The following is a 25,009-nucleotide window of genomic DNA, read 5'->3' as shown; positions in this document are numbered from 1 at the left end:
GGGCGGACGGTCCGGGCGCCTTACGCGCGCCCGGACCGCCGTACCTAGCGCTTCAGCAGCGCGCGCAGCGCCTCGGTGATCTCGCCTGGCGCCTCCTCGGCCATGAAGTGCCCGGCCGTCGTGGTGCGGTGCTCCAGGTCCGGTGCCCACGCCCGCCACACCGCCGCCGCGTCGTAGCCGAGCGCGGCGCCCCAGTCCTGCTGGATGACGGTGACCGGCATGGTCAGCCGCCGGCCGGCGTCCCGGTCCGCCCGGTCGTGCGCCACGTCGATCCCGGCCGACGCCCGGTAGTCGGCGACGATCGAGTCGACTGCCTCGCGGGAGGCCCGCAGGTACTCGGCGCGCACCTCGGCCGGCATGGCCGCCGGGTCACCGGCCCAGGCGTCGAGGAAGTGCCCGAAGAACGCGTCGGCGCTGGCCGCGATCATCTGCTCGGGCAGGCCGGGCGGCTGGGCCATCAGGTAGAGGTGGAACGCTACAGACGCGGACACGCCGTGCAGCACGTCCCACATGTCGAGGGTCGGCAGGACATCAAGCGACGCCAGGTGGGTGACCGCGTCCGGGTGGTCCAGGCCGGCCCGGACCGCGACCAGGGCACCCCGGTCGTGCCCGGCGAGCGCGAACCGCTCGTGGCCGAGCGCGCGGGCCAGCGCCACCACGTCGGCGGCCATTGTCCGCTTGCTGTACGTGTCCTCGGTGTCCGCGGCCGGCTTGTCGCTGGCGCCGTAGCCGCGCAGGTCCGGGCAGATCACCGTGTGCTCGGCGGCCAGGTCGGCGGCGACGTGCCGCCACATCAGGTGGGTCTGCGGGAAGCCGTGCAGCAGCACGACCGGGCTGCCGGTGCCTCCCACCGCCACGTTCAGCGCCACACCCTCGGCGACCGGAACGCGCTGGTAGTCGAATCCCGCGATGGCGGTGCTCATCTCGAATCCCTCTTTCGTCTCGTCGTACCTGACCAGCGTGGCGGCGCCCGATGAGCAACCGATGAGCGCGATACGGTGACCCCTGTCGAGGAGGGGTCGGTGCCTGTCGGTTTCGGTGTGCTGGGTCCGGTCACGGCCTGGGACGACGCGGGCGAGCCGGTCGACCTCAAGGGGCCCCGGCACCGGGCCGTGCTGGCACGGCTGGTCGCCGCCCGGGGCCGGACCGTGCCGGTCGGGCAGATCGTCGACGACCTGTGGGACGACCCGCCGGCCGGCGCGGTGGGCGCGGTCCGCACGTTCGTCGCGGCGCTGCGCCGCCGCCTGGAACCGCACCGTCCGCCCCGCGAGCCGGCCCGGCTGCTGGTCACCGACGGACCGGGGTACGCGCTGCGCGCCGACCCGGACACCGTCGACGCCTGGCGGTTCGAGGACGCCGTCGCCGCCGTCGCCGACGCGCTGCCCCGCGCGGCGCTAGACCGGCTCGACGAGGCGCTGGGCTGGTGGCGCGGCCCCGCGTACGCCGACTTCGACCAGCCGTGGGCGCACGCCGAACGGTCCCGGCTCGACCAGATCCGGCTCACCGCCGTCGAACGGCGGGCCGAGGCGCTGCTGGCACTGGACCGGGCCGCCGACGCCGTACCGGATCTCGACGCGCACGTCGCGGCGCACCCGTGGCGGGAGGACGGGTGGGCGCTCCTGGCGTCGGCGCTCTACCGGGCCGGGCGGCAGGCCGACGCGCTCGCCGTGCTGCGCCGGGCCCGGGACCTGCTGCGCGACCAGCTCGGCCTGGACCCCGGACCGCGGCTGCGGCGGCTGGAGACCGACCTGCTGCGCCAGGCCGAACCCGAACCAACCGGCCCGGCGCGGGTCTGGGCGGAGACCGCGGCGGCGTACGAACGCAGTGTGGTCCCCGGAGCGCGGGCCCGGCTGGAGTCGACAGTCGGGCTGCTGCGCAGCCTCGCGGTGACCGGGCCGGGCGGACTGGAGGCCGCCCGGGACCAGCGCGAGGCGGCCATCACCGCGGCCGAGCAACTGGGCGACCCGGAGTTCACCGCGCGGGTGATCGGCGGGTACGACGTACCCGCGATCTGGACCCGCTCCGACGACCCGGCGCAGGCCGCCCGGGTCGTCGCGGCGGCGCAGCGGGCGCTCGCCGGGCTGGGCCCGGAAGCGCCGGAAGCCACCCGCGCCCGGCTGCTGGCCACCGTCGCCATCGAGTCCCGAGGTACGGCGTCGCCGGGCCCGGCGCAGGCGGCGCGGGAGGCGGAGGCGATCGCCCGGCGGGTCGCCGACCCGGCGCTGCTGGCCCAGGCCCTCAACGGCGTGTACATGCAGACGTTCCACCGGGCCGGGCTGGCCGCCGAGCGGGACGCGGTCGGCGCCGAACTGGTCGCCCTGGCCGCCCGCCACGGCCTGCCCACAGTGGAGATCCTCGGGCACCTGATCCGGGTCCAGGCGCGCGGCGCGCTCGCCGACTTCACCGCCGCCGACACGCACGCCGAGGCGGCGGACCGGCTCGCCGCCCGGCACGAGAGCCCACTCGTCGGCGTGTTCACCGGCGGCTACCGGGCCATGCGGACCGCCGCCACCGGCGCCGCGTACCCGGACGCGGAGGCGGCGTACCGGTCCTGGGCGACCGGGCTGGCCGGGTGTGGGATGCCCGGCGTGGAACGCGGGCTGCTGCCGCTGGCGCTGCTCTGCCTGCGGGTGTGGCACGACCGGCCCGCCGACTTCCCGGCCGGCACCGACTGGGGCCCGTACGCGCCCTGGGTCCGCCCACTGCTCCTGCTCGCCGACGGCCGCCGCGACGAAGCCGCGAGAGCGTTGCGACGCACCCCGGCCCCGCCGCGTGACCTGCTGCTGGAGGCGCTGTGGTGCCTCATCGCGCGGGCCGCTGTGTCGCTGGACGACCGGGACGCGATGCTCCGGGCGCGGAGCGCGCTCGCCCCGGCGGCGGGAGAGCTGGCCGGGGCGGGCAGCGGGCTGCTCACCGTCGGTCCGGTTGCCGCGCATCTGGACCGGCTCGACGCCGCACTCGGGGTGACCGGCGGTCAGGACCGGCCATGAGGGCCGCCCGGACGGAACGCGCCCTCGGCTAGGGTGCGGCGATGGACGAGCTGAGGCACCTGCTCCGGCGCGCCGCCGACCACGCGGCCGACTACCGGCTGTCGCTGCCGGACCGGCCCGTCGGCGTACCCGTCGACCAGGCCGCGCTGACCAAGGCGTTCGCGCTCCCGCTGCCTGATGCGCCCACCCCGTCCGGGCAGGTGCTCGCCGACCTGGTGGCCGCCGCCGAACCCGGCCTGGTGGCCACCGCCGGGCCGCGCTACTTCGGCTTCGTCGTCGGCGGCGCCTCCCCCGCCGCCACCGCCGCCGACATGCTGGCCGTCGGGTGGGACCAGCTCGCGTTCAACGCGGTCACCTCCCCCGCCGCCGTGGCCGCCGAGGCGGCAGCCGGCACCTGGCTCAAGGAGCTGCTGGGCATCCCCGCGACCGCGTCGGTCGGCTTCGTCACCGGCGCGCAGGCCGCGAACACCGCCGGGCTCGCCGCCGCCCGCCACCAGGTGCTCACCGACGCCGGTTGGGACGTGGAACGGCGCGGCCTGTCCGGCGCACCTGCGGTACGCGTGTTCGCCGGCGCCGAACGGCACGCCACCATCGACAGGTCGCTGCGCCTGCTCGGCCTCGGCGCCGACGCGCTGCGCCCGGTGCCGACCGGCCCGCAGGGCGCCATCGACCCGCACGCCCTCGCCGCGGCGCTGCGCGACGCCGGTCCCGGCCCGACCATCGTGTGCCTGCAGGCGGGCAACGTGAACACCGGCGCGTGCGACGACCTGCGCCGCGCCTGCGACCTGGTCCACCGGTACGGCGGCTGGGCGCACGTGGACGGCGCCTTCGGGCTGTGGGCGGCTGCCAGTCCCGCCACCCGGCACCTGGTCGACGGGTTGGAGGCGGCCGACTCGTGGGCCTGCGACGGTCACAAGTGGCTGAACCTGCCGTACGACACCGCGTTCGCGTTCTGCGCCCGGCCCGACGCGCACGCGGCAGCCATGTCGCTCGCGGCCGCGTACCTCGTGGGTTCCGGTGGGGTGCCCGCGGGCGCCGATCTGACCGCGGAGTCCTCCCGGCGCGCCCGTGGCTTCGCGGTCTGGGCCGGCCTGCGGGAGCTGGGCCGCGACGGCGTCGCCGCGCTCGTCGAACGGTGCTGCGCGCTGGCCCGGCGATTCGCCGACGGGCTGGGCGCGGCCGGGTTCGAGGTGGTCAACGAGGTGGTGCTCAACCAGGTGCTGGTCGGGTTCGGCGACGACGCGCGCACCGACCGGGTGGTGGCGGCGGTGCAGGCCGACGGGACGTGCTGGGCCGGTGGTACGACGTGGCGGGGGCGACGGCTGATGCGAATCTCGGTGTCGAACGCGACTACCAGTGAGGCCGACGTGGACCGGTCGGTGGCGGCTATCGCCCGGCTGGCCCGCTGAGCGGCGTCAGCCGGGCAGACGCAGCAGGTGCCGCCCGGGGAACGGGCCGCCGTGCTCCCGCTCCCAGGTGGCGAGGTGGCGCTTCTTCTCCTCGGGCGAGGGGGCGAGGAAGTCGAAGTAGGTGAGGATCACGGTGCGGGCCTCGTCGACCGTGTACGACGCTCCCGACGGCACCGGGCCGAGGCTGTCCACGCTGACGCCGGTCGGCGTGCAGCGCACCACTGCGGAGTTGCCCTCGTACTCCTCGTAGTCCGAGCGCCCGGACATCACGTCGTCGATGCACTGCAGCAGCTCGAGGCAGTCCGGGGCGTACGTCTGGATGTCGCTGACGAGCTGGGAGGCGAAGGGGCGGAAACGCGCGTCACCGCTGGTCATGGTGGGCGCGCCGTTCTGATTGCGCCCGAACTGGATGTCACCCACAGCTAGCGTCCCCCCACCGGCCAAGCCGAGTACCACGTCGTGCCACCGGGATTGTAGAAGCCCTCGACGAGCAGCCCGTTCGCCCTCCCCTGCCATTTGTTCGGGTCGTCCGGGTGCGGGCCGCCGGACCGGAACGCGCCCTCGATCGTCTCGTCGACCCGCTGCGGCGTCCAGTTGTCCGGAAAGAAGGTGCTCGAACCGCGCTTCTGGCGCCAGACCCCGCCGTCGTCCTGCACGTCGACGCGGGCCCGGTACGTACCGTCGGCGTGCCGTTCGAGGATCATCTCGCGGCCGTCCGCGTCGACCCGGACCCGGGCACCCGGCGGGTTCTCCCCCATGAACCGGTGGTGGAAGCCGGTGCCCCGGGGCGGAGTGGCGTTGGTGTTCACGTGGCCGCGGAAGATGTGCGCGTAGCGGCGGTGCCGCATCCGGGCCCGGAGCCATTTCTCCACCGGCGTGAAGAGACCGGCCTTTCCCCGCTTACCCACCGAGCACCGCTTCGGTGGCCATGGTGAGCAGCTGGTCGAGGAGGACACCGGTGATGAGCTTGAAGATCGGGATCTCCAGCAGGGAGGCACCGAACGTGACAGCGGCGGTGGCGACTGCCTGCGCGATCTGAATCGCGAGGAGCGTCAGCTGCACGATCACGTTGATCTTCAACGCGAGGACGATCCCGGCGCACACCATGAGCCCGGTGCCGATGAGCGCCGCCGCGGACGCGCCGTCGTCCAGGTTGGTCTTCGCCGAGTCGGCGGCCTGCCAGCTCGTCTGGAAACGTTCGATGGCGTCGTCGCGGTTCTGGGTCCACATCTGCTGCGCCGACCGGTCGGCGTCGGCCACCGGAGTCCGGAGCCGGTCCGGGAAGGCGAGCCACGCCTGACCCATCTCCAGCAGCTTCGTCTCGTCGGCCTCGGGCCAGGTGTAGCCGAGCATGCCGAGAAGCGACACCAGCTCGCCGGGCAGGGTCATTCCCATGTCAGCCGAACACCTCACGGAAGCGGCCGAGACTCTCGGTGATCATGCGTTCGGTCTCCTGGTAGTTGAGGCCCATCACCCGGCTCAGCTTCCCGATGTCCTCGATCTCGACGAGGTTCGCGTCGTAGCTCTCCAGCGCCAGGTCGCGGATCGTCTCGTACACCATCCCGATGAGCGAGCCGAGGTCGTCGTTGCCCCACGGGGCGCCGAAGGCCGCCAGCTCGGCGTCGAACGCGGACAGTGCGGCGCGCATACGCTGCGCCGAGGCGACGATGTCGTCACCCGCACCGATGATCGACTCGGGATCGATCTCGATCTCGCGGGCCATCAGCGCTCCCCTCCGTCGGTCATCGTCCCGGTTCCCGGATGGTCTGCATCACGCCGGTCAGCGCGCCGGTGAGCGCGGACATCTGGCGGACGCTGGCCTCCTGCAGCTCGCGCAGCCGCGCGTCGAGCGCGGCCGAGCCGAGCCCCTGCGGCGCCGCCGGGGGGATCTGCTCCAGCGCGCGGTTGACCGCGACCACCATCGACTCGCCGAGCTCCGCCGAGGACAGCCGGCGGGGCGGGCGGATGACCTCCAGCCGGGTCAGCCGGGCCGAGCCGTCGACCTCCGCGCGCACGGTCCCGGCGTCATCGGACCCAGTCCACCGCTCGTCCCCGCCGTCGTCGGGCGGCGTCCCGCCGGTTGCGGTGCCCAGCACGTCCAGGACCTGGTGCAGGAGGTCCGCCGGGCCGTTCGCCGGGACGTCCCCGCCGAGCCCGGTCGCCGGTCCGGCGGTGGCGACGGCGTCAGCGATCGCGCCGTGGAGCCGGCGCATCGCCGCCTCGCTCTCGGCCAGAACGGCCCCGAGGCTTCCGGTCAGCGCGGACAGGTCGGGCACCGGTTCGCTGCCCGCCAGACTGCTGCGGGACGCGGTCAACGCGTCGTTCACCGCCTGCTCGACCAGGGGGCCCAGCTCGTCCTCGGACAGCCGCATCAACGGCGCGGCCAGCTCGACGGCGCGCAGCCGCCCGTCCTCCGCCGTCACCTCGACCTGGCCGTCGGCGGCCCGTCCGTGCGCCTCGGCGGTCACGCCACCGGCGGTGTGGCCGTCGGCGGTCAGGCCGCCGGCGGGGTGCGCGCCGACACGCAGGGCCGCCAGCTCCTCGCGGTAGCCGGAGACGCGCAGCGCGTAGTCGTCGGCCGCGGCGTCCTGTGTCATCCCGTTGCCTCCCCGTCACGGTCAACCAGACCCTAGCAACGCCCGGGACGCGGAGATGTCCCTCCACAGGGGAGTGCGCTCATCACCGGGCCGTCACGGGGCCCACACTCAGCGCGACCGGTTGCTACCGTGTCGGGCACCGTTGTCCTCTGGGGAGGGTCGTCATGTGGGCGGACGAAGCCGCGCTGGACGCGGCGGCACGACGGCTCGACGAGTGGGAGTCGTCGCTGACCGACCGGGCGGCACGCGCCCGTGACCTGTCCGCCCGCACGCAGGCGTTGACCGGCACCGCCCGCAGCGCCGACGGGCTGGTCGAGGTCACCGTCGACGCGTCCGGGCTGCTCACCGGCCTGCGGCTCGACGAACGCGTCCGGCAGCACTCCGCCGCACACACCGCCCGGCAGATCCTGGCGGTCACCCGGGACGCCCGCGCCGACCTGCTGCGACAGCTCACCGCGGCCACCACCGAGACGCTCGGCGCGGACCACCCGGCCGCACGCGCGATCATCGAGTCGCACCAGCGGCGGCTCGGCCCCGACCCGGACGCGCCGGATGCCGCCCGGTGACGGCCTCCGGGTCGACCCGGACGACCTGACCGCGCACGCCGCCCACCTCGGGCGCTGCGCCGACAGCATCGACGCCGCGCGGCAGGCCGGCCGGCACGTCCGGCTGAGCCCCGACGCGTACGGGCAGCTCTGCGCGATCATGCCGGTCCTGCTCGACGGTCTCCAGCGGACGCTCACCGACGGCATCGGCACCGCCGCCGCCTCGGTCCGGGACACCGCCGGGAAGCTGCGGTCCAGCGCCGAGCGCTACCGCGCCTCCGACGCGCACGCCGCGGACCTGCTCGACCGGGTACGACAGCGTCGGTGACCACGAACCCGCTGGTCGCCACCGCCTCGGACACCGCGCCGAGCGCCTGGGCGGGCGTGTGGATCTGCGAGGACATCGAACTCATCGCCGAGGGCGTACGCACCGGCAGCTGGATCGACGGCAGCCTCGGCGTCGTCAGCGCCGGCCTCGACGCGCTCGCCCTGGTGTCCGACCCGGCCGGGGTGCTCCTCCAGTACGGCATCGCCTGGCTCATCGAACACGTCAAACCGCTCAGCGAGGCCCTCGACTGGCTCGCCGGCGACCCCGCCGAGATCACCGCGCACGCGCAGACCTGGCGCAACGTCGCCACGTCGCTGCGCGAGGACGCCGCCGAGCTGGCCCACGCCGTGCGTACCGAGGTAGCCGGGTGGACCGGCGCCGCCGCCACCGGCTACCGCCGCTGGGCGGCCGAGCAGCAGCAGGCCGTCACCGGGCTCGCGCAGGGCGCCGAGGCGATGGCCGCGATCACCGAGGGCGCCGCCGGCCTGGTCGCGGCCGTGCGGCTGCTGGTCCGCGACGCCATCGCCGCCTGCGTGTCCCGCCTGATCGTGTACGCGGCCGAACTGGTCGCCACGGCCGGGTTGGCGACGCCGCTGGTGGTGGAGCAGGTGACGACGACCGTGGCGTCGTGGGCGGCGCGGATCGCGCGGTTGTTGCGGGGGTTGCTGGCGAGTCTGCGGCGGCTGATGCCGGAGATGCGCCGGCTCGGCGACCTGATCGAGAAGCTGAAGGAGGCGCTGGGCCGCTTACAAGCGGCGGGGCCCGAGTCGGCGAACCTGAACCGCGTGCGCGGCCGAGGCCGCGGACCGCGCATGCCGATGACCACGGAGTCGGTGCAGCAGATCGCCGCGAAGTACGGCATCGAGGTCTCCGACATCCGGTTCGTAATCGACAAAGGCAGATCGGGGATCCACGGAGTGACCAGGGCTGACCAGTCGGTCATGCTCTGCCGGAACGCCTTCCACAGCGAGGAGGACCTCGCCCGTACGCTCGCGCATGAACGGTTCCACGTCGAGGAACTCCGCGCTGGACGTCCGTATCCCCGAAACCGGGACGAGGCGATCGCATTCGAGGATCGTGCCTATGCTCACGAGGATCAGTGGTGGGAGAACCACCCGGTCAGACCGGAGGAGTAGCTGGTGGCTTCATTCGACGAGTGGCTCGACGCGTACGAAGTCGTCTACCGGACCCTGCCCGCCGGGTCCGACCACCGGTGCCCCAACTGCGGTCACCGAACCCTGCGCATGGTGTTCACCGGGCCCCCCGGTGCCGGGTACGGCTACGTCTCGTTCTGGTGCGACACCTGCCTGGAGGGCATCCACGTCTCCCGGGCCCCGGTTCCCGCCGGAGTGACGGCCCTGTCCACTGCCGCGCCGATCGAGGAACGCACCAGAGGTATTCCCAACTACCGCCTGGTGACGTAGCCGAACCCGTCCAGCGATCGGCTACGAGCCGGCGATCCCGCACTGCAACCGGACGGTGACCCGATCGGTCACCACGTCCATCCCGCCGAGAGCGTCGCGCACGTCGGCGGCGAGCGCCGCGCGTTGCTGCAGGGTAGGCAACCGTTCGACGAATCTGACGGAGAGGACGCCGCCGACTATGTCGTCGACCGTCAGCGAGGCGTCGTACCGAGCTGCGACAGGTAGAGGTAGTGCTTCAGGCTCAAGATGCACTCCGGTGACGGGAGACGTCCGGGTCTCACCCCACGTGGCGCACGCCCCCACCGCTGCCCCTCGATCGACGATGATCGGTGCCGCCTAACCGAGCCTCAGCCCGTGTCACCGGCGGCGTTTGTTGATGCTCGGAAGGCCGCCCGACACCGTACCTATACTGCCGTCCGGGTCGCTCCGGTCGGGTTTCCGCATCGCCTCCACGACCCGCCGGCCCGACAGGTCCGAGGCGTCGAGGTTGGCCGCGATCCGGCCGGCCTGACGCCAACTCCGTAGGCAATCCAACGCCTTCTCATCGTCGGCGACGCCGGTCAGCGCACGGATGGCCGGCATCGCCCGAGACGGGTCGGCGAGCAGGAGCCGGGCGACGTCCGCAGGGCTCAGCCGACGCGGCGGCGTGTCGTCCAACGGTACGAGGGAGGCGTGGATCTCCTCATCCTGCAGCCACAGCCATACGGGCCTCCTGCCGTCGCCGGCCCGCATCGCCGGGATCTCCCAGGGGCCGCGTCGGACCGTGTATTCACGCTTCACCGTGGCATTGGGCGGCGGAGCGCCCTTGCCGCCAACTTGTCGCGGCGCCCGTTTCGGCACCTTGTGGCGCTCCTTTTTGAACCGGGCGTCCCCTTGCACCAACGCGGCCACCTCCCCCGCTGAGCACGTTAGCCGAGCCAGTGATCTCTGCGGCATCTGACGCAACTGCCTGCGGGATGCCGGACCTGCTGCACCGAGGCCGAGCAGCGACATCTGGGAAGAGGGGTGTCAGCGATGGACGCGGCGGGAGCAGGGGCCGTCATGGTCGGCGCGGAGCAGGCACCGTCGGCCGCCGGGCATGAGCAGGTCGCAGAAGACCCGATGGCGTACGTTCTGGTCGTCCTCCGCCGACACGGTGGTCTCCCCCGGGTCGGCCTGCGGCAGCATTCCGGTCCACCGGGCGACGATGCGGGCCAGGCGCTGCGCGGCGGGCAGGTCGGCGGCGGTCACCGGCAGGTGGATGACCCAGCGCCCGGTCACCGGCGCTCGCCGTTCGCCTGCCGCGCCTGCTCGGACTGCCAGCGGCGTAGCGCCACCTTGATCCGCAGGGTCTCCTGGCGATGCCTGGTGATCTCGGCGTGGAGCGAGGCCATGTCGCCGGCGACCCGGCCGAGGTAGGCGTACACCGCATCGGGGTCGAGGCCACGGCGCCCGAACCGGGCGGGTGGGAAGCGGCGCTCGCGCACCTGCCACGGCAGCAGCGAGGGGTACGCGGTCGTCCCGCTACCCCGCCCCGGTCGATCGCTACGGTTGCTCATCGGACTGTCCTCCTCGTCGTGGAAGGGGTGGGCTCGCCTGCCCGTCCCGCGCCGGCGGGCCCACCCCGCCCTGACACCGCAGCTTCGTTCAGCGGTACGGCACCAGGGCTGCTCAACGGATCACCGATCGACAGGCACAGCGGCCGCGTTGTAGAGATCGCCACGCCGTCGTGCCGGTAGTCATCCTGTGACAGTGCGCAGTGGACGCGCAACGTTCCAAGGGCGCATTTCTGGGGTGTGCATTGACTTATTTCGTGGAAACGAGTAGACGTTGCAGAGCTACGTCACTCGTTGTTGCCGGATGGAACCAGGGAGTGCCCCGGATGGCGGAAGACATCGGTTCGACCGTGCCGCGCCGACAGCTCGGCCGGCTGCTACGCCAGTTCCGCAACGAGGCCGGCGTGACCCTCGACGCCGCCGCCGAGGCGCTGGAGTACAGCCGACAGAAGATCTGGCGCATCGAGTGCGGCCTCGGGCCGGTGCGGATGCTGGACGTCAAGGCGATGTGCGAGCTGTACGGCGTGTCCGCGGAGATGACCGAGGCGATGCGAGGGCTCGCGGCCGAGACGAAGTCGAAGGGGTGGTGGCACGCGTACGGGGACGCGGTACCGAGCTGGTTCGAGCTGTACGTCGGCCTGGAATCCGCCGCCGCCCACCTACGCCGCTACGACGAATCCTTGATCCCCGGACTGCTTCAAACTCGGGAGTACGCGCTCGGGCTTTTCCATCGGGGCAGTCGGCTGAGCATGGAGGAGCGGGAACGTGCCGTCGAGGTGCGCATGCAGCGACAAGCTCTGCTGACCCGCCGTCTTCCTACGCCCCCACGGCTGGAGGCCGCTCTCTCGGAGGCAGTGCTCCGGCGTCCGGTCGGCGGTGCATCTGTCATGGTCAACCAACTCAGCCACCTGCTCGAAACCTCCGAACTGCCGAACGTGTCGGTGCGCGTGGTGCCGCTGGCCGCCGGGCCGCATCCCGGCGCGGTGGCCGGATCCTTCGTCATCCTCGACTTTCCCGCCACGAAAGGCGGACGAGCAGCGCCTGAGCCCTCCGTCGTCTACAGCGAGTCCTTGACCGGCGCCCTCTACCTCGACAAGCCCGACGAGCTGGCAGCCTACGAGAACACCTGGAAGGGCGTAGATGCTCTCGCATTGGGTGAGGCAGAATCGAGAGACATGATCAAGAGGATCATCGGGGAGACGCGGCATGACTGATCTGACCGGCGCTCGTTGGCGCAAGAGCACTCGCAGCGGCGACAACGGTGGCGACTGCGTCGAGGTCGCCACCAACCTCCCCGGCATGGTCGCGGTACGGGATTCGAAAGACCCCGACGGCCCGCTATTGAGCTTCGAGCCGGCTGCCTGGGCCGCATTCGTGGCCACGATGAGAAGCGACAGGTCGGTCTGAGGCGGGCGTCAGGGTGTAGTCATCAGATTCGGGCACAAGCGCGCTACCGGCTCTGGCCGACACCTTGCGGCCGCAGACCAGGGCATCGGTATGCCGTGTGCTCGCTTCGGTGCCGCATCCAGAACACCACGTCGAGGGTGCGCAGGCGCGATACCTCCTGCGGCAACCTCGCCTGAGCCTGCAGTTCCGCGAGGCGCCCAACGAGCATGCCGCTGTCCTCGCGAAGACGGCCGTGCAGCCAACGCCAGAACCCCCTGCGGGTTCCGAACGCGCAGGAGACGATTTCGTCGTAAACGGGCACCAGCGCCGGGCGCTTTCGCGCCAGCAGCTTTCCTGCAATCACCCAGCCGATACCGTCGGCCTTTTTGACAAGACGCCATGCTCGGTCGGCGTGGCTTCCATCGTCGACGAAGGCAAGGGCACCTTCATCGCTCAGGTCAACCTCGGTCGGGATCCCGGCCAGGTGAGCCGACAACTCCCGGCCAAGCCGCCCCTGCAGCAGGTCGAGGGCCGCATGAGGGGGTACCCGCACGCTGAGCAACTCGATCGCGATCAGGTCGTCGGCGGTGACGACGTTACAGGAATCCGGACGGTCCCCACCGCCACCGAGCCGCTCGAACTGGCTACCGGTACGAGGCGTCGCACCTCCGAGCCCGAAGTACGCTTGAAGCTCGGGTACCGAGCGAGGGCTGTCCAAGACCGCAAGGACTTCGACGAGAGACAGTGGACGTCTCATGCCCCACTTCCGATCGCCACGCGCCGCCGAATCTCCTTGAGCGCCACCACATCACCGGCTCGTGCGTCCTCGGCGGACCAGAAGTCCAGCCCGTCGGTTGCCCTACGTGTGGCACTGATCTCTGGTCCGTACACATCGATCTTCACCGCCTCGCCGGCGGCGCTGGGGGACGCATGAGTACGGTTGCCGTACCGGATGGTGCCATCGGCGAGCAGTTCGGCAACATACTGTTTGCCGAGGTATTTCGCATACAGCTTGGTACCGGGACGCAGTCGGCCAGCCTTGATCAGGTCGACAAGCTTGACTGCGCGCTCCGCATCCGAAACCGGCCGCTTGGCGGTACGCCGAGTGGCGGACCCAGGTGGTTGCGATCGAGGAGGCCGCGGGGCCGGCAAGACAGGCGGCGCGGCTGCTGGCGGCATTGCCGCAGGGACCACCACCGCCGGACCGGTGCCACTGCCGGTGGCAGACGCGGCGGACGAAGGGAAATCGAAGCTGGCGCGCACTCTGACGAGGCTGGATCGCACCTCGTCCCGCGTCAGCCGGCCGAGCCGGCGATCGAGCATCGCCACCATCTCGGGTGCAGGCTCTCCTGCCTCGAACAGTTTCCGCAGCTCCGCATGTACCTGCCGATCGACGAAATAGCTTTTCCACAATTCCTCGATGCGGTTGTCGCGCATGTTCTCTTTGCTGAGCAAGGAGAGCAGCTCAACAGCGCCCTCGAAGTCCTCCTCGAGCCGCACCGCGCGAAAGAGCTTGTGCTCGATGGGGACCGGAGCGTGGGCGTTGTAGATGCGCCATTCCGCCCCGTCCGTCAGGGCGACCCACTCCACGCCCGCGACAGCGGCATAACTGATGGTCTGGTTGGCCCAGCGCGGATCGTCGAGGTTCTCGCCGAGCCCTTTGGCCTCGATGAACAAGCGTGGGGTGCGCAGCAGCAGGAGGGCGTAGTCCACGGGGTTGTCGGCACCGCGGCGCCGGTACTCGCGGTGCACCTCGTCGACGTCGAAGAGATCCCAGCCCAGTGCTCCGATGATCGGCTCGATGAGTCCGGCCTTGGTGTTCTGCTCACCGATGCGCTGGTGTTGGCGCCGGAAGCGTGCCAACCGGTCAAGGCATTGCTTGACGGCGTCTTCCAGTTCGAACATGCTCCTCATCTTTCACGCTGTGTTGCCCCGGACGAAGTCCGGCCCGTCGATCCGGGCGTCTCTTCCCCCAGCCGATGCAGGTGGTTCAATAGCGCTTGAATCTCAGCTGCCGGCGCAGACCCTGACCCGTGGAGCGCGCCGATGTCACGCCGCAGTCCCTCCAGCTGATGCCGCGCCTCGGGAACGTCACCCAGGCCAGCGATAAGCATGGCGATCTGCTGCCGTAGGGGAAAAAGTTCCGGCGAGTCCGGCCGCATCACCTGCTGTTCCTCGGCGAGAAGCGCGCGCAGTTCTCTCAACGCCTCGGTCGCCTCGCCCAGCTCCGCCTGACAGCTCGCTGCCTGCTGCCGGCACTGCCAGATCAACTCTTCGTCCGGCACGGGACGCTTGGCGAGATCGACGACGAGGCGTTGGAACTCCGGAAGCGCCTGCCGGAACGCGCCGGCCAGGACGTACAGGTTCGCCAGGTTGAGCCGCAGCTCCAAGATCCGCGGTTGTCTGGCCGCATGCCCGCCGCTGATCGGCCGCAGCACCGATTCGAGCAGCTCGGCGGCCTGGGTGAACCGCTCTTCCTCGGCGAGTTCCCAGGCACGCTCCTCCACCTCGGCGAGCTGGTCGAGCGACGGCGGCTCGACGATCTCTGCCGCTGCTCGTGGACGGACGATGTCGACGCGCGTCGGCGGCAGCGGGGAGCGGGGCGGCAGCGGCCCGAACGGATACCGGTACGGCATTGTCGGGTCGACCCGCTGCCCGTCCGCCACCGTCGGGGCGGCGTCGGCTGCCTTCTCGGCATCGACCGCTCCGAACGGCGCCAGCATCTCGTAGACCTCGACCGCCGACTCGGGCCGGTGCTGCGGGTCCTTGGCGAGCAGCCGTACGAGGAGGTGCACCAGGACGTCCGGCACACCCGCGCGGTGCTCCGAGACCGACGGGACGGGGTCGTTCAAGTGCCGGTGCAGCATGCCGAGCGGGTTGTCGGCCCGGTACGGCGGCTTGCCGGTAAGCAGCTCGAACAACACGCAGCCGAGTGCGTATAGGTCGGTGCGCGGGCCTACGGCACTGTTCAGCGCCTGCTCGGGAGCCATGTATGTGGGCGTGCCCAGCGTGTGGCCGGTGGCGGTCAGCCGGGGTACGTCCGGGCCAAGCAGGGCGGCCACCCCGAAGTCGAGGACCTTGACGGCGCCGCTGGGGGTCACCATGACGTTCTGCGGCTTCAGGTCACGGTGCACGAGTGAGGCGGCATGCGCCACCGCCAGTACCGAGCAGATCTGTGTGCCGATGGCAGCCGCCCACGGAACGGCGAGCCAACCACGCTCGGCGATCAGGTCGGACAGGAGCACACCCGGAACGAGCTGCATGACGATGTAGAGGTCGTCGCCGTGGTGGCCGACGTCGTGCACGCTCGGCACTCCGGGGTGGTCCAGGCGTGCGGTCACCCGGGCCTCGCGGATGAACCGGTCGACGGCGGTGTCGCGGTCGCCGTCGGGCACGGCGAGCTTGCGCAGGAACTTGATGGCGACGGGCCGGTCCAGCTTCTCGTCGAAGCCAGCCCACACCTCCCCCATGCCGCCGTGACCGATCGGATACGTCAGCTCGTATCGATCCGCTACTCGTTCCTGCGCGTGCATCCGTCTCCCCCGGCAGCCCTGTCGGATGACACCGACGACTCGTCGGCTAGTACCGCTCGCCATAGATGTCGAGCAGCTCCTGATAAGCCTCCCGGACCGCATCGTCCGCGCCGGGATCGTGTGCCGCGTTCTCGGCAGCCACGGCGGCGAGTTCGAGGGCGTTGCGCACCCGGGCCAGCTCCGCCTCCGTTTCGTCCCACAGCGTTGTCACGCGCTGCCGCTGTTCGGTCAGCGCCTTCCCCACGCTGCTCGTCGAATCCCCTGCCGGGCCGGGCTGCCGGCGCCCCATCTGTGTACGCAACTGCTGCCGGCGGCTGAGCACATCGCTCGCCTCCCAGAGCGCCTGCGCCAGGATCTGCCCGCCCTCTGCCGCATCCATCACACGGTCCACCTCGGGCAGCGCCCGTCCGGCTCGCTCCGCCAACTGCACCAGGTCGAGGAAGTCTTCCCGGTCCTCGGCCTCGGTCAGGGTGTGGTGCAGGGCCGGAAAGGCCGCCTGGTCGGGCGCCTCAATCTGAGGTGGCGGCTTCGTCGCCGTGATGCCGGCGAGCCCGAGGCCCAGCAGGAGCGCGACCAGAAACAGGATGACCAGCAGTGGAGCACCTGACAAGCAGAGCACGGCGGAGACGAGCACCGCGATAGTGCAGAGCACGACGACGCCGGGAACCTTGGACGACTCCGGGGCGGTCGGGACCGCCCGCAGGTCGGTGATGCTGCCCCACTTGTGCCGACGTGGCGAGCGGGTCACCTTCAGCGGGGTGAGCGCTGTCATGACCCGGGACTCGTCCACCGCGATCCAGAGGTGGAAGGTGGGCTCGGACGGGGACAACCGTCCTCCTCTCGGCGAGGTGCGAAGGGTCAAGCGATGCCCTTGCGGCGGCGGATCATCTGGTACGCCTGCCGGCGTGCGAACTGGTTGAGCTGCGAGCGCAGGCTCTCGTCGTCGAGGTAGCGCTGCATCAGCTTGCCGTTGTCATCGTGGCGGGACAGGATCACGTCCTCGATCCGCTTGTCGCAGACGACGCCGAAGTTGCTTTCGTCGTTGACCAGGGCGGCGGCTTCCAGCGTGCCGTCCTCGGCCAAGGCGACGATCTGCTGCTCAACCCAAACCTTGTCCGCCTCGCCGAGGCCGATACCGAACCGGTCGTTGAACACGTCGATAAGTTCCGAGAGCGCGACCTTCTCCGGGTCGTGTTGCGAGCCGACACCACCGCCGACGAAGCCGGGCAGCATCTGTTCCCCTTCGGGGGACAGCGAGGCGTCGTGCTCACCGGTCTTGCTGACCCGCAGGTGCGTCAGCTGCACCTCGCCGATGTCGACGGACGGGTCCTGCCGTCGCGGGAGCCGGTTGAGCAGCGCGCGCCCGTACAGGTAGAGCCGCTCTAGTTCCTCGTCGTGATAGGGCACCACCTGGCTGAGAAACGCGTACATCCGGGTGTAGTCGCGCAGCGCGGCCCGGAAGCCGTCCGCGGCCTCCGGATCGTCGGCGGCCAGGGCGTTGAAGCGCTGGACGGCCGGCTCGGTGAAGCGGTAGAGGGCGGCGTGGGCCCGCTGGAGACCGGTCTCCGTGGTCGCCTTCCGCTCCGCCTCCAGCAGCGCTTCGGCGTACGCCTGCATCTCCGAGTCGACGAGGACCGGGTAGCCCGTGACCGTGTTCTGCGCGGTGTAGAGCAGGTTCGGGTCGGTGGGCGTGGTGGCGGCGGTTTCGAAGTACGGCTTGAACTGCTCGGCGATGTCGCCGGCCTCGTTGACGAAGTCGAGGACGAACACGTCGCCCTGCGTCTTGAGCGGGTGGGTGCGGTTGAGCCGGGACAGGGTCTGCACCGCGGCGACGTTCTTGAGCAGCTTGTCGACATACATCGTGGTGAGCAGCGGCTGGTCGAAGCCGGTCTGGTACTTCTCGGCAACGACCAGGATTTTGTACTCGGTGTCCTGTTTGGCCTTCGGCGTACCGGCGTGCTTGTCGTCGGCGGCGGTGTAACCGAACTTGCCGGGCAGCTCACCCTCGCCGAAGCCGTTGATCCGCGCCTCGGTGTGCTCGACGCCGTCGACCTCCAGGTCGCCGGAGAACGCCACAAGGGAGTCACAGCCGACGTAGCCCTGCATCTCGACGTACTTCTTAATGGCGGTGTGCAGACGGACAGCGGCCTCGCGGGACCCGGTGACCACCATGGCCTTGGCGCGCCCGCCGAGGCGCGGCGCGGTGTGCTTGCGGAAGTGCTCGACGATGATCTCCGCCTTCTGCGCCTGCATGGTGGGGTGCAGGCTGGCGAAGCGGGCGAGTTGGGCGCCGGCCTTCTTCGGGTCGACCTCGGGGTCGTCGGGGTTGGCGTTGGCCAGCTTCCAGTACGACTTGTAGGTGAGGTAGTTGCGCAGCACATCGAGGATGAACCCCTCGTCGATGGCCTGCCGCATCGAGTACGTGTGGAACGGTTGCGGGTTGCCGGTGACCGGGTGCGGCGTGCCGAACAGTTCGAGCGTCTTCGGCTTCGGGGTGGCGGTGAACGCGAAGTACGACAGCGTCTCGTGCCGGCCACGGGCCAGCGCCGACGCCGTGAGCAGGTCGCCCGACTCGTCGACGTCGTCGCTGCCGAGTTTGAGCAGCACCTTCTTCAACGCGGCGGCCGAGTCGCCGGACTGCGACGAGTGCGCCTCGTCGACGATGACCGCGAAGCGCTTCCCCTTCAGGCCCTGTACCTGGTTGAGCACGTAGGGGAACTTCTGCATCGTGGTGATGACGACCTTGGCCGTCTCACCCTGAAGGGCGGCGGCAAGCTGCGCGGAATCCTTGTCGATCCGCTGCACCACGCCGGGCACGTGTTCGAACTGGAAGACGGTGTCCTGCAACTGCCGGTCGAGGACGACCCGGTCGGTGATGATGATGACCTTGTCGAAGACCGGCTCGTTGGGACGCAGCCCGTCCTTGGCGATGTCGGGCGCGGTGTGCAGGCTGGACAGCCGATGCGCCAGCCAGGCGATGGTGTTCGACTTGCCCGACCCGGCCGAGTGCATGACCAGGTAGTTGTGACCCGACCCGTGCCGGGCCGCGTGGTCGGTGAGCTGGGTGACCGCGTGCCACTGGTGGTAGCGCGGGAAGATCAGCGCCTTGGATTCCTTGTCGTAGTGCAGGAACCGCCGGACCAGGTCCATGAACACGTCAGGGTGCCAGATCTGCTCCCACAGGTAGGAACTGCGGTAACCCTTGTCCGTAGCCAGCGGGTTGCCGGCGCCGCCGGACACGCCGGGCCCGTTCGAGCCGGTGTTGAACGGCAGGAACCGGGTCTTCTCCCCCGCAAGCTTCGTCGTGACGAAGACCAGGTCGGGATCAACGGCGAAGTGCACGAGGGTACGCCGGGCGAAGATCAGTTCCTTCGGGTCGCGGGTCTTGCGGTACTGCTCCTTGGCGTCCTCGACGGTCTGGCCAGTGAGCGGGTTCTTCAACTCGGCGGTGGCGAGCGGGATGCCGTTGACGAACAGGACCAGGTCGAGCGTGTTGTGGTTGCTGGTCGAATACGCGAGCTGGCGGGTGACGGCGAGGCGGTTGGCGCGGTAGAGCTTGAGCGCGTCATCGGTGATGGCGTGGGCGGGCTTGAAGTAGGCGAGACGGATAAGAATGCCCTTGTCCTTGACGCCCCGGCGAAGAACATCGAGGGGGCCACGCTCGTCGATCTGCTTGGCGAGGTGCTGGGCGAACTGCCGCTGCGCCTCGTCCGGGTTGTTCCCGTGGTACGCCAGCAGGCTCTGCCACTCGTGCGGCTGGGTCGCCCCGATGAAGGCGGCCAACTCGGCCGTATCTACCCCTAGCCGCTGGTTGTAATGGCTGGCCGCCCCGCACAGCCAACCCGAGCCGAGCAGGTTGTCCTCGATCGCCGCCTCGAACGAGCGCTCCCAGTGCAACCTGCTCACGTCCCCATCCCCTCCGCCGATGTCACATCAATCGCCCCAGTGACGGCTGCAGCAACTAACGCGTGGCGATGCTCATCAACGAGGCTCACCTGTCGCCGCATGGCGTCAGAAGACCGATTTGTCCACGCGACCATTTCATCAAGCCTTGCCACAATAGCCATTTGAGACTGCCGCGAGGGCATCGGCACGCGAAGCTGCAGGAGATTTCCTTCCGAAAGGCTGGGCATGGTGGCCGCAGCGGATCTCTCAAGCAGTTGGGAACGCATCTCGGAAAGGCTAAGCAGATGAGCTAGGAACCGCGGCTCCAGCTTCGAGCCTGCCGCGTGCAGCGAAATGCAATCGCTGCCGCAAATCCAGCCATCTTGGTACGGTTCGACGAGCGCAGCCCTTCCAATGTCGCCCTTACGCCCGACAACCAGATCTCCGGCGCGAAGCCGGTGCCGACCAAGACGAATTGCGGTGCTATTACTAACGGCATGATGTGAGTCCGGCTCAAGTCTGTTGTTCTTGATGTGGGTCGGGTTAATCATTGGCACGCCGCCGCTCACGTAATCTGTCGCAGCAAAGACGGTACCAAAGGGTCCTGTCGTAACTGTAACGCCAGCCCGACGCAGCTCAACGACGTCTCCGAGAACTTCAGCGAGGGCTTCTCTGGCCGCAGACTCCCTTCGCTCCGCAAGCAGGTCGATCTGCCGAGCTCGGACGCGTGCAATGACCTCAATGCGAGACATCTCGGCGTCTAGGAAGCCGGCGATACGCCTCTGCTCGTCAAGCGATGGCAACGGCGTACGCAGTTCCTCGATGTCCGGCATGTAGATAGTCTTGTGCGTCGAACCTGCAGCTACTCTTCGGAGGTCTGGGGCCATCGCCCGCAATACATAAAGCAGGTACTTTGAGTCCAACTGATGACCACAAGTCCAGGTAGCAAAGTCCTGACTCGTTGCCATGTCTTTGCCCATAATTGCCGAGAACCCCACTGAGGCCGTTCTCGACAGGATCACCGTCCCCGCTGGATGGATGACCGCCGAGGAGTTTGCCAGACCGATCTCGCTGATCTTTTCCTTGGTGTCATGGACGTAGTCGAGAGTTCCATCCCGAAGTTGCCACACATCGGCGAGCGTTACCCACGGAACGTCGCAGTCCTTCCAATACTCCGGCTTCTGACGGCTCGGCGTATGCCCTGTGCCCAGCTTCGCGACGTACCTAATGGGCACGGTCGGCCAGCGCGAGTCGGCCAGCCACGGCGCAATGCGACTCAACTGGTCACCTCGCCAAGCAACCCCTGGATCTCCGCCTCGAGCGCCTTAATCTCGGCGTCGATCTCTGCGAGCGGGCGCGGCGGCTGGTAAACGTAGAAGTAACGGGTAAATGGGATTTCGTACCCTATCTTGATCTTAATTTCGTCGATCCACGCGGCCGGGACGTGCGGGAGCACCTCGCGTTTGAGGTAGTCGTGGATGTCCTCGTCCAGCGGCACGTTCTCGTTGTCGCGCAGGTCGGGGTCCGGCAGCGGGTTGCCCTTGCGGTCGGTCTGCACCTCCCCCTCCGGGTCACTGACCGAGAACGCCTCCCACACCGCCTTCTCCACCGCCGCCGGCAGCTTCCCCAGCCCGTTCAGCTTCATTGCGAACTCGGCGCGCGTCGCTGACGACGTACCGATCAGCGACTTCGCCGTCGCCAGGAGCGTCTCCCGCTCGGCGTACTTGAGGACCGCCTTCGCCTCCGCGAGTAGCGCGACCGTCTCCTCGGTGACCTCGAAGCGCAACCGCAGCGGGCGCTCGACGGTGATGCGCTGGTAGCCGAAGTCAGTGGGCTTGAAGACCTTCACCTTGGCGTGCTGCGGGTGCTCCGGGTCGTCCGCGATGGCCAGCGCGTTCACGTACGCCCGGGTCAGATCGGCGATGTGCTCGTCGGTGAGCATCTTGCGCTTGTCGCCGAGGCTCTTGCGCATCTTCGTCCAGTAGTCCCGGCCGTCGAGCAGCACGACCTTGCGCGCCCGTGCCGGGTCCTTCCGGTTGGTGAGAATCCAGAAGTACGTGGAGATGCCGGTGTTGTAGAAGAGCTGGTCGGGCAGCGCGACGATGCCCTCCAGGAGGTCGTTCTCCAGGATCCAGCGGCGAATCTCCGACTCACCGGAGCCGGCGGCGCCGGTGAACAGCGGCGAGCCGTTGAAGACGATGGCGAGGCGGCTGCCGCCGTCCTCGGGGCGCTTCATCTTCGAGATCATGTGCTGGAGGAAGAGCAGTGAGCCGTCGTTGATCCGGGGCAGCCCGGCACCGAAGCGGCCGGCATGTCCCCGGGCCGCCTCGTCCTTGACGAACTTCTCGACCTTCTTCCACTCCACGCCGAACGGCGGGTTGGCCAGCATGTAGTCGAATCGTTCGCCCTCGTGGCCGTCCTGGTTGAACGAGTTGCCGAAGGCGATCTTCGTCGGGTCGCCGCCCTTGAGCATCATGTCGGAGCGGCAGATCGCGTACGTCTCGCCGTTGAGCTCCTGACCGTAGACCTCGACGGTGGCGTGCGGGTTGTGGGCCTGGATGTGCTCCTGGGCCTCGGTGAGCATGCCGCCGGTGCCGCAGGCCGGGTCGTAGATCTTTCGCACGATGCCGGGGGTGACGAGGTCGTCCTCGTCGGGAGCCAGCAGCAGGTTGACCATCAGGCGGATGACCTCGCGCGGCGTGAAATGCTCACCTGCGGTCTCGTTGCTGATTTCCGAGAAGCGGCGGATCAGCTCCTCGAAGACGTAGCCCATCTGGTGGTTCGACACCACGTCCGGGTGCAGGTCGATGTCAGCGAACTTGGCGACCACCTGGTAGAGCAGGCCCGCCTCGGCGAGGCGGCTGATCTGGGCGTCGAAGCCGTACTTGTCCAGCACGTCGACCGCGCCCGGCGAGAACCCGCCGATGTAGGCGCGCAGGTTGAGCGCGACGTGGTCCTGGTCGCCGAGCAGCTTGCGGAAGGACATCTCACTGGTGTTGTAGAACGACAGCCCGGCTGCCCTCCGCAGCACCGGGTCCATGTTCTGCACGCCGGCGTCCTTGAGCTGCTGGTGCCGGGCGAGCACCGCGTCCTTCGTCGGCTCCAGCACACAATCCAGCCGTCGCAGCACTGTCAACGGGAGGATCACTCGTCCGTACTCGGACTGCTTGTAGTCGCCGCGGAGCAGGTCGGCCACGGACCAGATGAAGTTGGCCAACTCTTGGTGCTTGGTGCTCACCAGTTTCCTTTCGATTGCCTTAAGACAAGCAGTATCACTGCCGTCCTGCATCGTTGTAGTCGCCCACTCGGCCGGAACGATCAACCGAGCGTCAGCGTGTCGTCTCAGGCGGAGGATGCACGGCGGGCCACCGGCCCGCAGGCTTCCGCATCTGTCACCGAAGCGCCGCCCCCGCGTCGGATATCTGACGGAAGGAATGTCCGCCGGGGAATCACGTTGGCCCGTCCGCAGGGCAAACCGCGCCACGGGCCAGCCCGTCGGCGGTGAGCTGCACCAGCTCCGCCCCGAGCGTCGCCGCCTGCCGCAGTGCCGACTCGAAGGCGTGCAACCGTCGGAACGCCTCCCCGTACCGCTCTTGTTCCTCCCGCGACACCCGCCGCACCTGCGCCCGCCGCACGTCGAACCGCAGCGTCCCCGACAGACTCGACGCCTGCCGCTCGTTCGTCGACGTCCGAAGCTGGCCTGCCAAAAACCACGAATCCAGCGCCGCCGGATTCGGCCGCAACAAATAGAGATTGCGCCCCAACAGGGCACCCTCCGCCGTCACCACCCGCGCGGTGAGCTGCCGCGCGATCATCGGCACCACCACGTCCCTGGCGGCCAGCGCGATCTCCTGCCCGAGCCGCCCGTCATCGCGGCCCGAGGGTTCGCTGCCGCCCAACACGTCCGGCACGGTCAGCACCGGCCGACCGTCACCGGCTGGCTCACCGTCGTCGCCGGAGGCAGCGCCTCGGATTGGCCCCAGAAGCTGCAACGCGCCGGCCCGGACCAGCTCGCCGACCGTGAGGAACTCCCCCTGCCCCTCGTGGACTGCGGGCGTGGCCTGCGGCATCAGCGTCGGCAGGTCGGCGACGACGGCGGCGAGGCGCTCGCGTGTGCGTACCAGATGTTCGCCTGTCGCCTCGCCCGCGACGGCCGGCTGGCGACGCGCGGGGGTGAGGTCGATCTCCTCGTCGAGCAGCTCGATGACCGGGACGGCGCGAGCGTACCCGGGCTCGTCGATCTCGCCGTCGTTGGCGAAGAACCGCCAGGTGTCGAGGATCCGGGTGTGGTCGCCGGTGGCGGCGTCAATGAGCAGCGTCTGCGCCGGTGGGGGCGCGTCGGCCGGTGGGCGGCGCAGCACCCACAGGTGCAGGGGTACGCCGTGCGGCGCGGCAGCCCCCGGTGGCAGCGCGATGACGGCGCGTAGCGCGCCGCGGCGCAGCAGTTCGGCGCGGATGCGGCGGCCGGGTCGTCGGCCGGCCACGGCGGGCGGCATCAGGAGTACGGCATGGCCGCCCGGCCGCAGGTGGGCGAGCGCGTGCTGGACCCAGGCCAGCTCCGGTTCGGTGCGTGGGGTGGTGCCGACGATCCAGCGGGGGTCGTGGACGAGTTCCTCGTCGCCCCAGTTGCTGGCGCCGAAGGGCGGGTGGCAGACGACCGCGTCGAATGTGCGTCCGGAGTAGTCGTCGGCGCGGAGCGAGTCGCCGGTGGTCACCTCGCCTGGTACGTCGCGCAGCGCCAGCCACAGTCCGGCGAGCCGGGCGAGGTCACTGTCGAGTTCCTGCCCGTACGCGGAGGTGCAGCCGGCGCGGACGGCGGCGCGCAGGGTGGCGCCGGTGCCGGCGGCGGGGTCGAGGACGGAGCCGCCGGCGACGGCGGCGAGCCCGGCCATCAGGTCGGCGACGTCGTCGGGGGTGGCGTGCGGGCGGGCCGGTCCGGGGGCGGAGAAGCGCTGCCAGAGCGCGTCGAAGGCGCCCTGTGGGCCGAGTTCGTCGGCGAGGGGGTCGATGTCCGGTGCCAGCGCCTTGAGCTGCGGGTCCGCGGGACGGGCAGGGCGTTGGCCGCGTTGCCGGGCGAGCAACCGGGCGCCGACGGCGGCGAGCCCGGCAGCCGGTGACGTGCCGGCCGAGGCGAGGTGCCGCCAGAGCCGGTCGGCGGTGGCGAGTTCCGGAAGCTTGCCCTGGGCGTGCAGCCAGCGCTCGACCTGGGCGAGGTCGAACTCGGGGCTGGTGGCGCTGCCGCCGACGGGTTCGGGGAAGTCGCCGTGCCGTTTGCGCCAGTTGCTGACGGCGGCCCGGCCGACACCGGCGAGCCGGGCGATCTCCGCTGCGGTGATTGTCGGTGTCTCCTGCACGTTCGGAGTGTGTCACACCTGTC

The 25,009-nt window shown here is 70.0% G+C and carries 25 protein-coding genes; 8 read left to right on the top strand and 17 right to left on the bottom strand.

What is annotated here, in order from left to right; genetic code table 11:
- Nucleotides 1–44 precede the first annotated feature (44 nt).
- Entirely contained in the window at nucleotides 45–923 is an 879-nt protein-coding gene (locus tag ACQP26_RS15105) for an alpha/beta fold hydrolase (protein ID WP_433496032.1), read from the bottom strand.
- A 99-nt stretch (nucleotides 924–1,022) separates the two neighbouring features.
- Between ACQP26_RS15105 and ACQP26_RS15100 the strand changes: the two genes are divergently transcribed.
- Complete coding sequence (locus ACQP26_RS15100; protein ID WP_433496031.1) at nucleotides 1,023–2,990, top strand: BTAD domain-containing putative transcriptional regulator; 1,968 nt, start codon at nucleotides 1,023–1,025, stop codon at nucleotides 2,988–2,990.
- A 41-nt stretch (nucleotides 2,991–3,031) separates the two neighbouring features.
- Entirely contained in the window at nucleotides 3,032–4,399 is a 1,368-nt protein-coding gene (locus ACQP26_RS15095; protein WP_433496030.1) for a pyridoxal phosphate-dependent decarboxylase family protein, read from the top strand.
- A 6-nt stretch (nucleotides 4,400–4,405) separates the two neighbouring features.
- Here the strand turns inward: ACQP26_RS15095 and ACQP26_RS15090 are convergent, their stop codons facing one another.
- From ACQP26_RS15090 to ACQP26_RS15070, 5 genes are read right to left on the bottom strand one after another with little or no spacing between them, the layout of a single operon-like run.
- The gene (locus ACQP26_RS15090) at nucleotides 4,406–4,819 is read right to left on the bottom strand and encodes a hypothetical protein (protein ID WP_396883062.1); all 414 of its coding nucleotides are present in this window, start codon (nucleotides 4,817–4,819) and stop codon (nucleotides 4,406–4,408) included.
- 2 nt (nucleotides 4,820–4,821) lie between these two features.
- Nucleotides 4,822–5,271, bottom strand: a complete 450-nt coding sequence (locus ACQP26_RS15085; RefSeq protein ID WP_139135500.1) for an EndoU domain-containing protein — start codon at nucleotides 5,269–5,271, stop codon at nucleotides 4,822–4,824.
- A 28-nt stretch (nucleotides 5,272–5,299) separates the two neighbouring features.
- On the bottom strand, nucleotides 5,300–5,794 hold the full coding sequence (locus tag ACQP26_RS15080) for a hypothetical protein (RefSeq protein ID WP_396883063.1): 495 nt from the start codon (nucleotides 5,792–5,794) through the stop codon (nucleotides 5,300–5,302).
- 1 nt (nucleotide 5,795) lies between these two features.
- On the bottom strand, nucleotides 5,796–6,122 hold the full coding sequence (locus tag ACQP26_RS15075) for a hypothetical protein (RefSeq protein WP_433496029.1): 327 nt from the start codon (nucleotides 6,120–6,122) through the stop codon (nucleotides 5,796–5,798).
- A 19-nt stretch (nucleotides 6,123–6,141) separates the two neighbouring features.
- Nucleotides 6,142–6,996 carry a hypothetical protein gene (locus ACQP26_RS15070; RefSeq protein WP_433496028.1) on the bottom strand — a complete coding sequence of 285 codons (855 nt, stop codon included), beginning with the start codon at nucleotides 6,994–6,996 and terminating at the stop codon, nucleotides 6,142–6,144.
- Nucleotides 6,997–7,160: 164 nt separating this feature from the next.
- Here ACQP26_RS15070 and ACQP26_RS15065 point away from each other — a divergent pair, with 164 nt between their 5' ends.
- From ACQP26_RS15065 to ACQP26_RS15050, 4 genes are read left to right on the top strand one after another with little or no spacing between them, the layout of a single operon-like run.
- Nucleotides 7,161–7,562 carry a YbaB/EbfC family nucleoid-associated protein gene (locus tag ACQP26_RS15065; RefSeq protein ID WP_433496027.1) on the top strand — a complete coding sequence of 134 codons (402 nt, stop codon included), beginning with the start codon at nucleotides 7,161–7,163 and terminating at the stop codon, nucleotides 7,560–7,562.
- Complete coding sequence (locus ACQP26_RS15060) at nucleotides 7,549–7,869, top strand: type VII secretion target (protein WP_433496026.1); 321 nt, start codon at nucleotides 7,549–7,551, stop codon at nucleotides 7,867–7,869. Before ACQP26_RS15065 ends, ACQP26_RS15060 begins: the two co-directional genes overlap by 14 nt.
- On the top strand, nucleotides 7,866–9,005 hold the full coding sequence (locus ACQP26_RS15055; RefSeq protein WP_433496025.1) for a WXG100 family type VII secretion target: 1,140 nt from the start codon (nucleotides 7,866–7,868) through the stop codon (nucleotides 9,003–9,005). Before ACQP26_RS15060 ends, ACQP26_RS15055 begins: the two co-directional genes overlap by 4 nt.
- Before the next feature lie 3 nt (nucleotides 9,006–9,008).
- The gene (locus ACQP26_RS15050; RefSeq protein ID WP_433496024.1) at nucleotides 9,009–9,293 is read left to right on the top strand and encodes a hypothetical protein; all 285 of its coding nucleotides are present in this window, start codon (nucleotides 9,009–9,011) and stop codon (nucleotides 9,291–9,293) included.
- Between the two features lie 357 nt (nucleotides 9,294–9,650).
- Here ACQP26_RS15050 and ACQP26_RS15045 read toward each other — a convergent pair whose 3' ends face one another.
- The 3 genes from ACQP26_RS15045 to ACQP26_RS15035 form a co-directional block, all read right to left on the bottom strand.
- On the bottom strand, nucleotides 9,651–10,184 hold the full coding sequence (locus ACQP26_RS15045; RefSeq protein ID WP_433496023.1) for a hypothetical protein: 534 nt from the start codon (nucleotides 10,182–10,184) through the stop codon (nucleotides 9,651–9,653).
- A gap of 117 nt (nucleotides 10,185–10,301) precedes the next feature.
- Nucleotides 10,302–10,553 carry a hypothetical protein gene (locus ACQP26_RS15040; protein WP_433496022.1) on the bottom strand — a complete coding sequence of 84 codons (252 nt, stop codon included), beginning with the start codon at nucleotides 10,551–10,553 and terminating at the stop codon, nucleotides 10,302–10,304.
- Nucleotides 10,550–10,831, bottom strand: coding sequence for a DivIVA domain-containing protein (locus ACQP26_RS15035; RefSeq protein ID WP_433496021.1), 282 nt, complete (start codon nucleotides 10,829–10,831; stop codon nucleotides 10,550–10,552). Before ACQP26_RS15035 ends, ACQP26_RS15040 begins: the two co-directional genes overlap by 4 nt.
- 323 nt (nucleotides 10,832–11,154) lie before the next feature.
- Here ACQP26_RS15035 and ACQP26_RS15030 point away from each other — a divergent pair, with 323 nt between their 5' ends.
- Together ACQP26_RS15030 and ACQP26_RS15025 are read left to right on the top strand one after the other, a co-directional pair.
- Nucleotides 11,155–12,042 carry a helix-turn-helix domain-containing protein gene (locus tag ACQP26_RS15030; protein ID WP_433496020.1) on the top strand — a complete coding sequence of 296 codons (888 nt, stop codon included), beginning with the start codon at nucleotides 11,155–11,157 and terminating at the stop codon, nucleotides 12,040–12,042.
- On the top strand, nucleotides 12,035–12,235 hold the full coding sequence (locus ACQP26_RS15025) for a DUF397 domain-containing protein (protein ID WP_433496019.1): 201 nt from the start codon (nucleotides 12,035–12,037) through the stop codon (nucleotides 12,233–12,235). Before ACQP26_RS15030 ends, ACQP26_RS15025 begins: the two co-directional genes overlap by 8 nt.
- A gap of 43 nt (nucleotides 12,236–12,278) precedes the next feature.
- Here ACQP26_RS15025 and ACQP26_RS15020 read toward each other — a convergent pair whose 3' ends face one another.
- The 8 genes from ACQP26_RS15020 to ACQP26_RS14985 form a co-directional block, all read right to left on the bottom strand.
- Nucleotides 12,279–12,971, bottom strand: coding sequence for a DUF6308 family protein (locus ACQP26_RS15020; protein ID WP_433496018.1), 693 nt, complete (start codon nucleotides 12,969–12,971; stop codon nucleotides 12,279–12,281).
- Nucleotides 12,968–14,119: a hypothetical protein gene (locus tag ACQP26_RS15015; protein ID WP_433496017.1), complete on the bottom strand. Its 1,152-nt coding sequence runs from the start codon at nucleotides 14,117–14,119 to the stop codon at nucleotides 12,968–12,970. The genes ACQP26_RS15020 and ACQP26_RS15015 overlap by 4 nt, the downstream gene beginning before the upstream one ends.
- Nucleotides 14,120–14,124: 5 nt before the next feature.
- On the bottom strand, nucleotides 14,125–15,747 hold the full coding sequence (locus ACQP26_RS15010; RefSeq protein ID WP_433496016.1) for a protein kinase domain-containing protein: 1,623 nt from the start codon (nucleotides 15,745–15,747) through the stop codon (nucleotides 14,125–14,127).
- A 46-nt stretch (nucleotides 15,748–15,793) separates the two neighbouring features.
- A complete protein-coding gene (locus tag ACQP26_RS15005; protein WP_433496015.1) occupies nucleotides 15,794–16,576 on the bottom strand; it encodes a hypothetical protein in 783 nt (260 codons plus the stop codon).
- 29 nt (nucleotides 16,577–16,605) lie between these two features.
- On the bottom strand, nucleotides 16,606–19,653 hold the full coding sequence (locus ACQP26_RS15000) for a type I restriction endonuclease subunit R (protein ID WP_433496014.1): 3,048 nt from the start codon (nucleotides 19,651–19,653) through the stop codon (nucleotides 16,606–16,608).
- Complete coding sequence (locus ACQP26_RS14995; RefSeq protein ID WP_433496013.1) at nucleotides 19,650–20,912, bottom strand: restriction endonuclease subunit S; 1,263 nt, start codon at nucleotides 20,910–20,912, stop codon at nucleotides 19,650–19,652. Before ACQP26_RS14995 ends, ACQP26_RS15000 begins: the two co-directional genes overlap by 4 nt.
- Entirely contained in the window at nucleotides 20,909–22,870 is a 1,962-nt protein-coding gene (locus ACQP26_RS14990) for a type I restriction-modification system subunit M (protein WP_433496012.1), read from the bottom strand. Before ACQP26_RS14990 ends, ACQP26_RS14995 begins: the two co-directional genes overlap by 4 nt.
- 211 nt (nucleotides 22,871–23,081) lie before the next feature.
- Nucleotides 23,082–24,986: an N-6 DNA methylase gene (locus ACQP26_RS14985; RefSeq protein WP_433496011.1), complete on the bottom strand. Its 1,905-nt coding sequence runs from the start codon at nucleotides 24,984–24,986 to the stop codon at nucleotides 23,082–23,084.
- Between the last annotated feature and the right edge of the window lie 23 nt (nucleotides 24,987–25,009).

It is taken from the genome of Micromonospora sp. CA-248089 (assembly GCF_050948515.1).
In the GTDB taxonomy this organism is placed as follows: domain Bacteria; phylum Actinomycetota; class Actinomycetes; order Mycobacteriales; family Micromonosporaceae; genus Micromonospora.
Note: the sequence above shows the minus strand (reverse complement) of the source record. Positions and strands in the feature narration are given on the sequence as shown.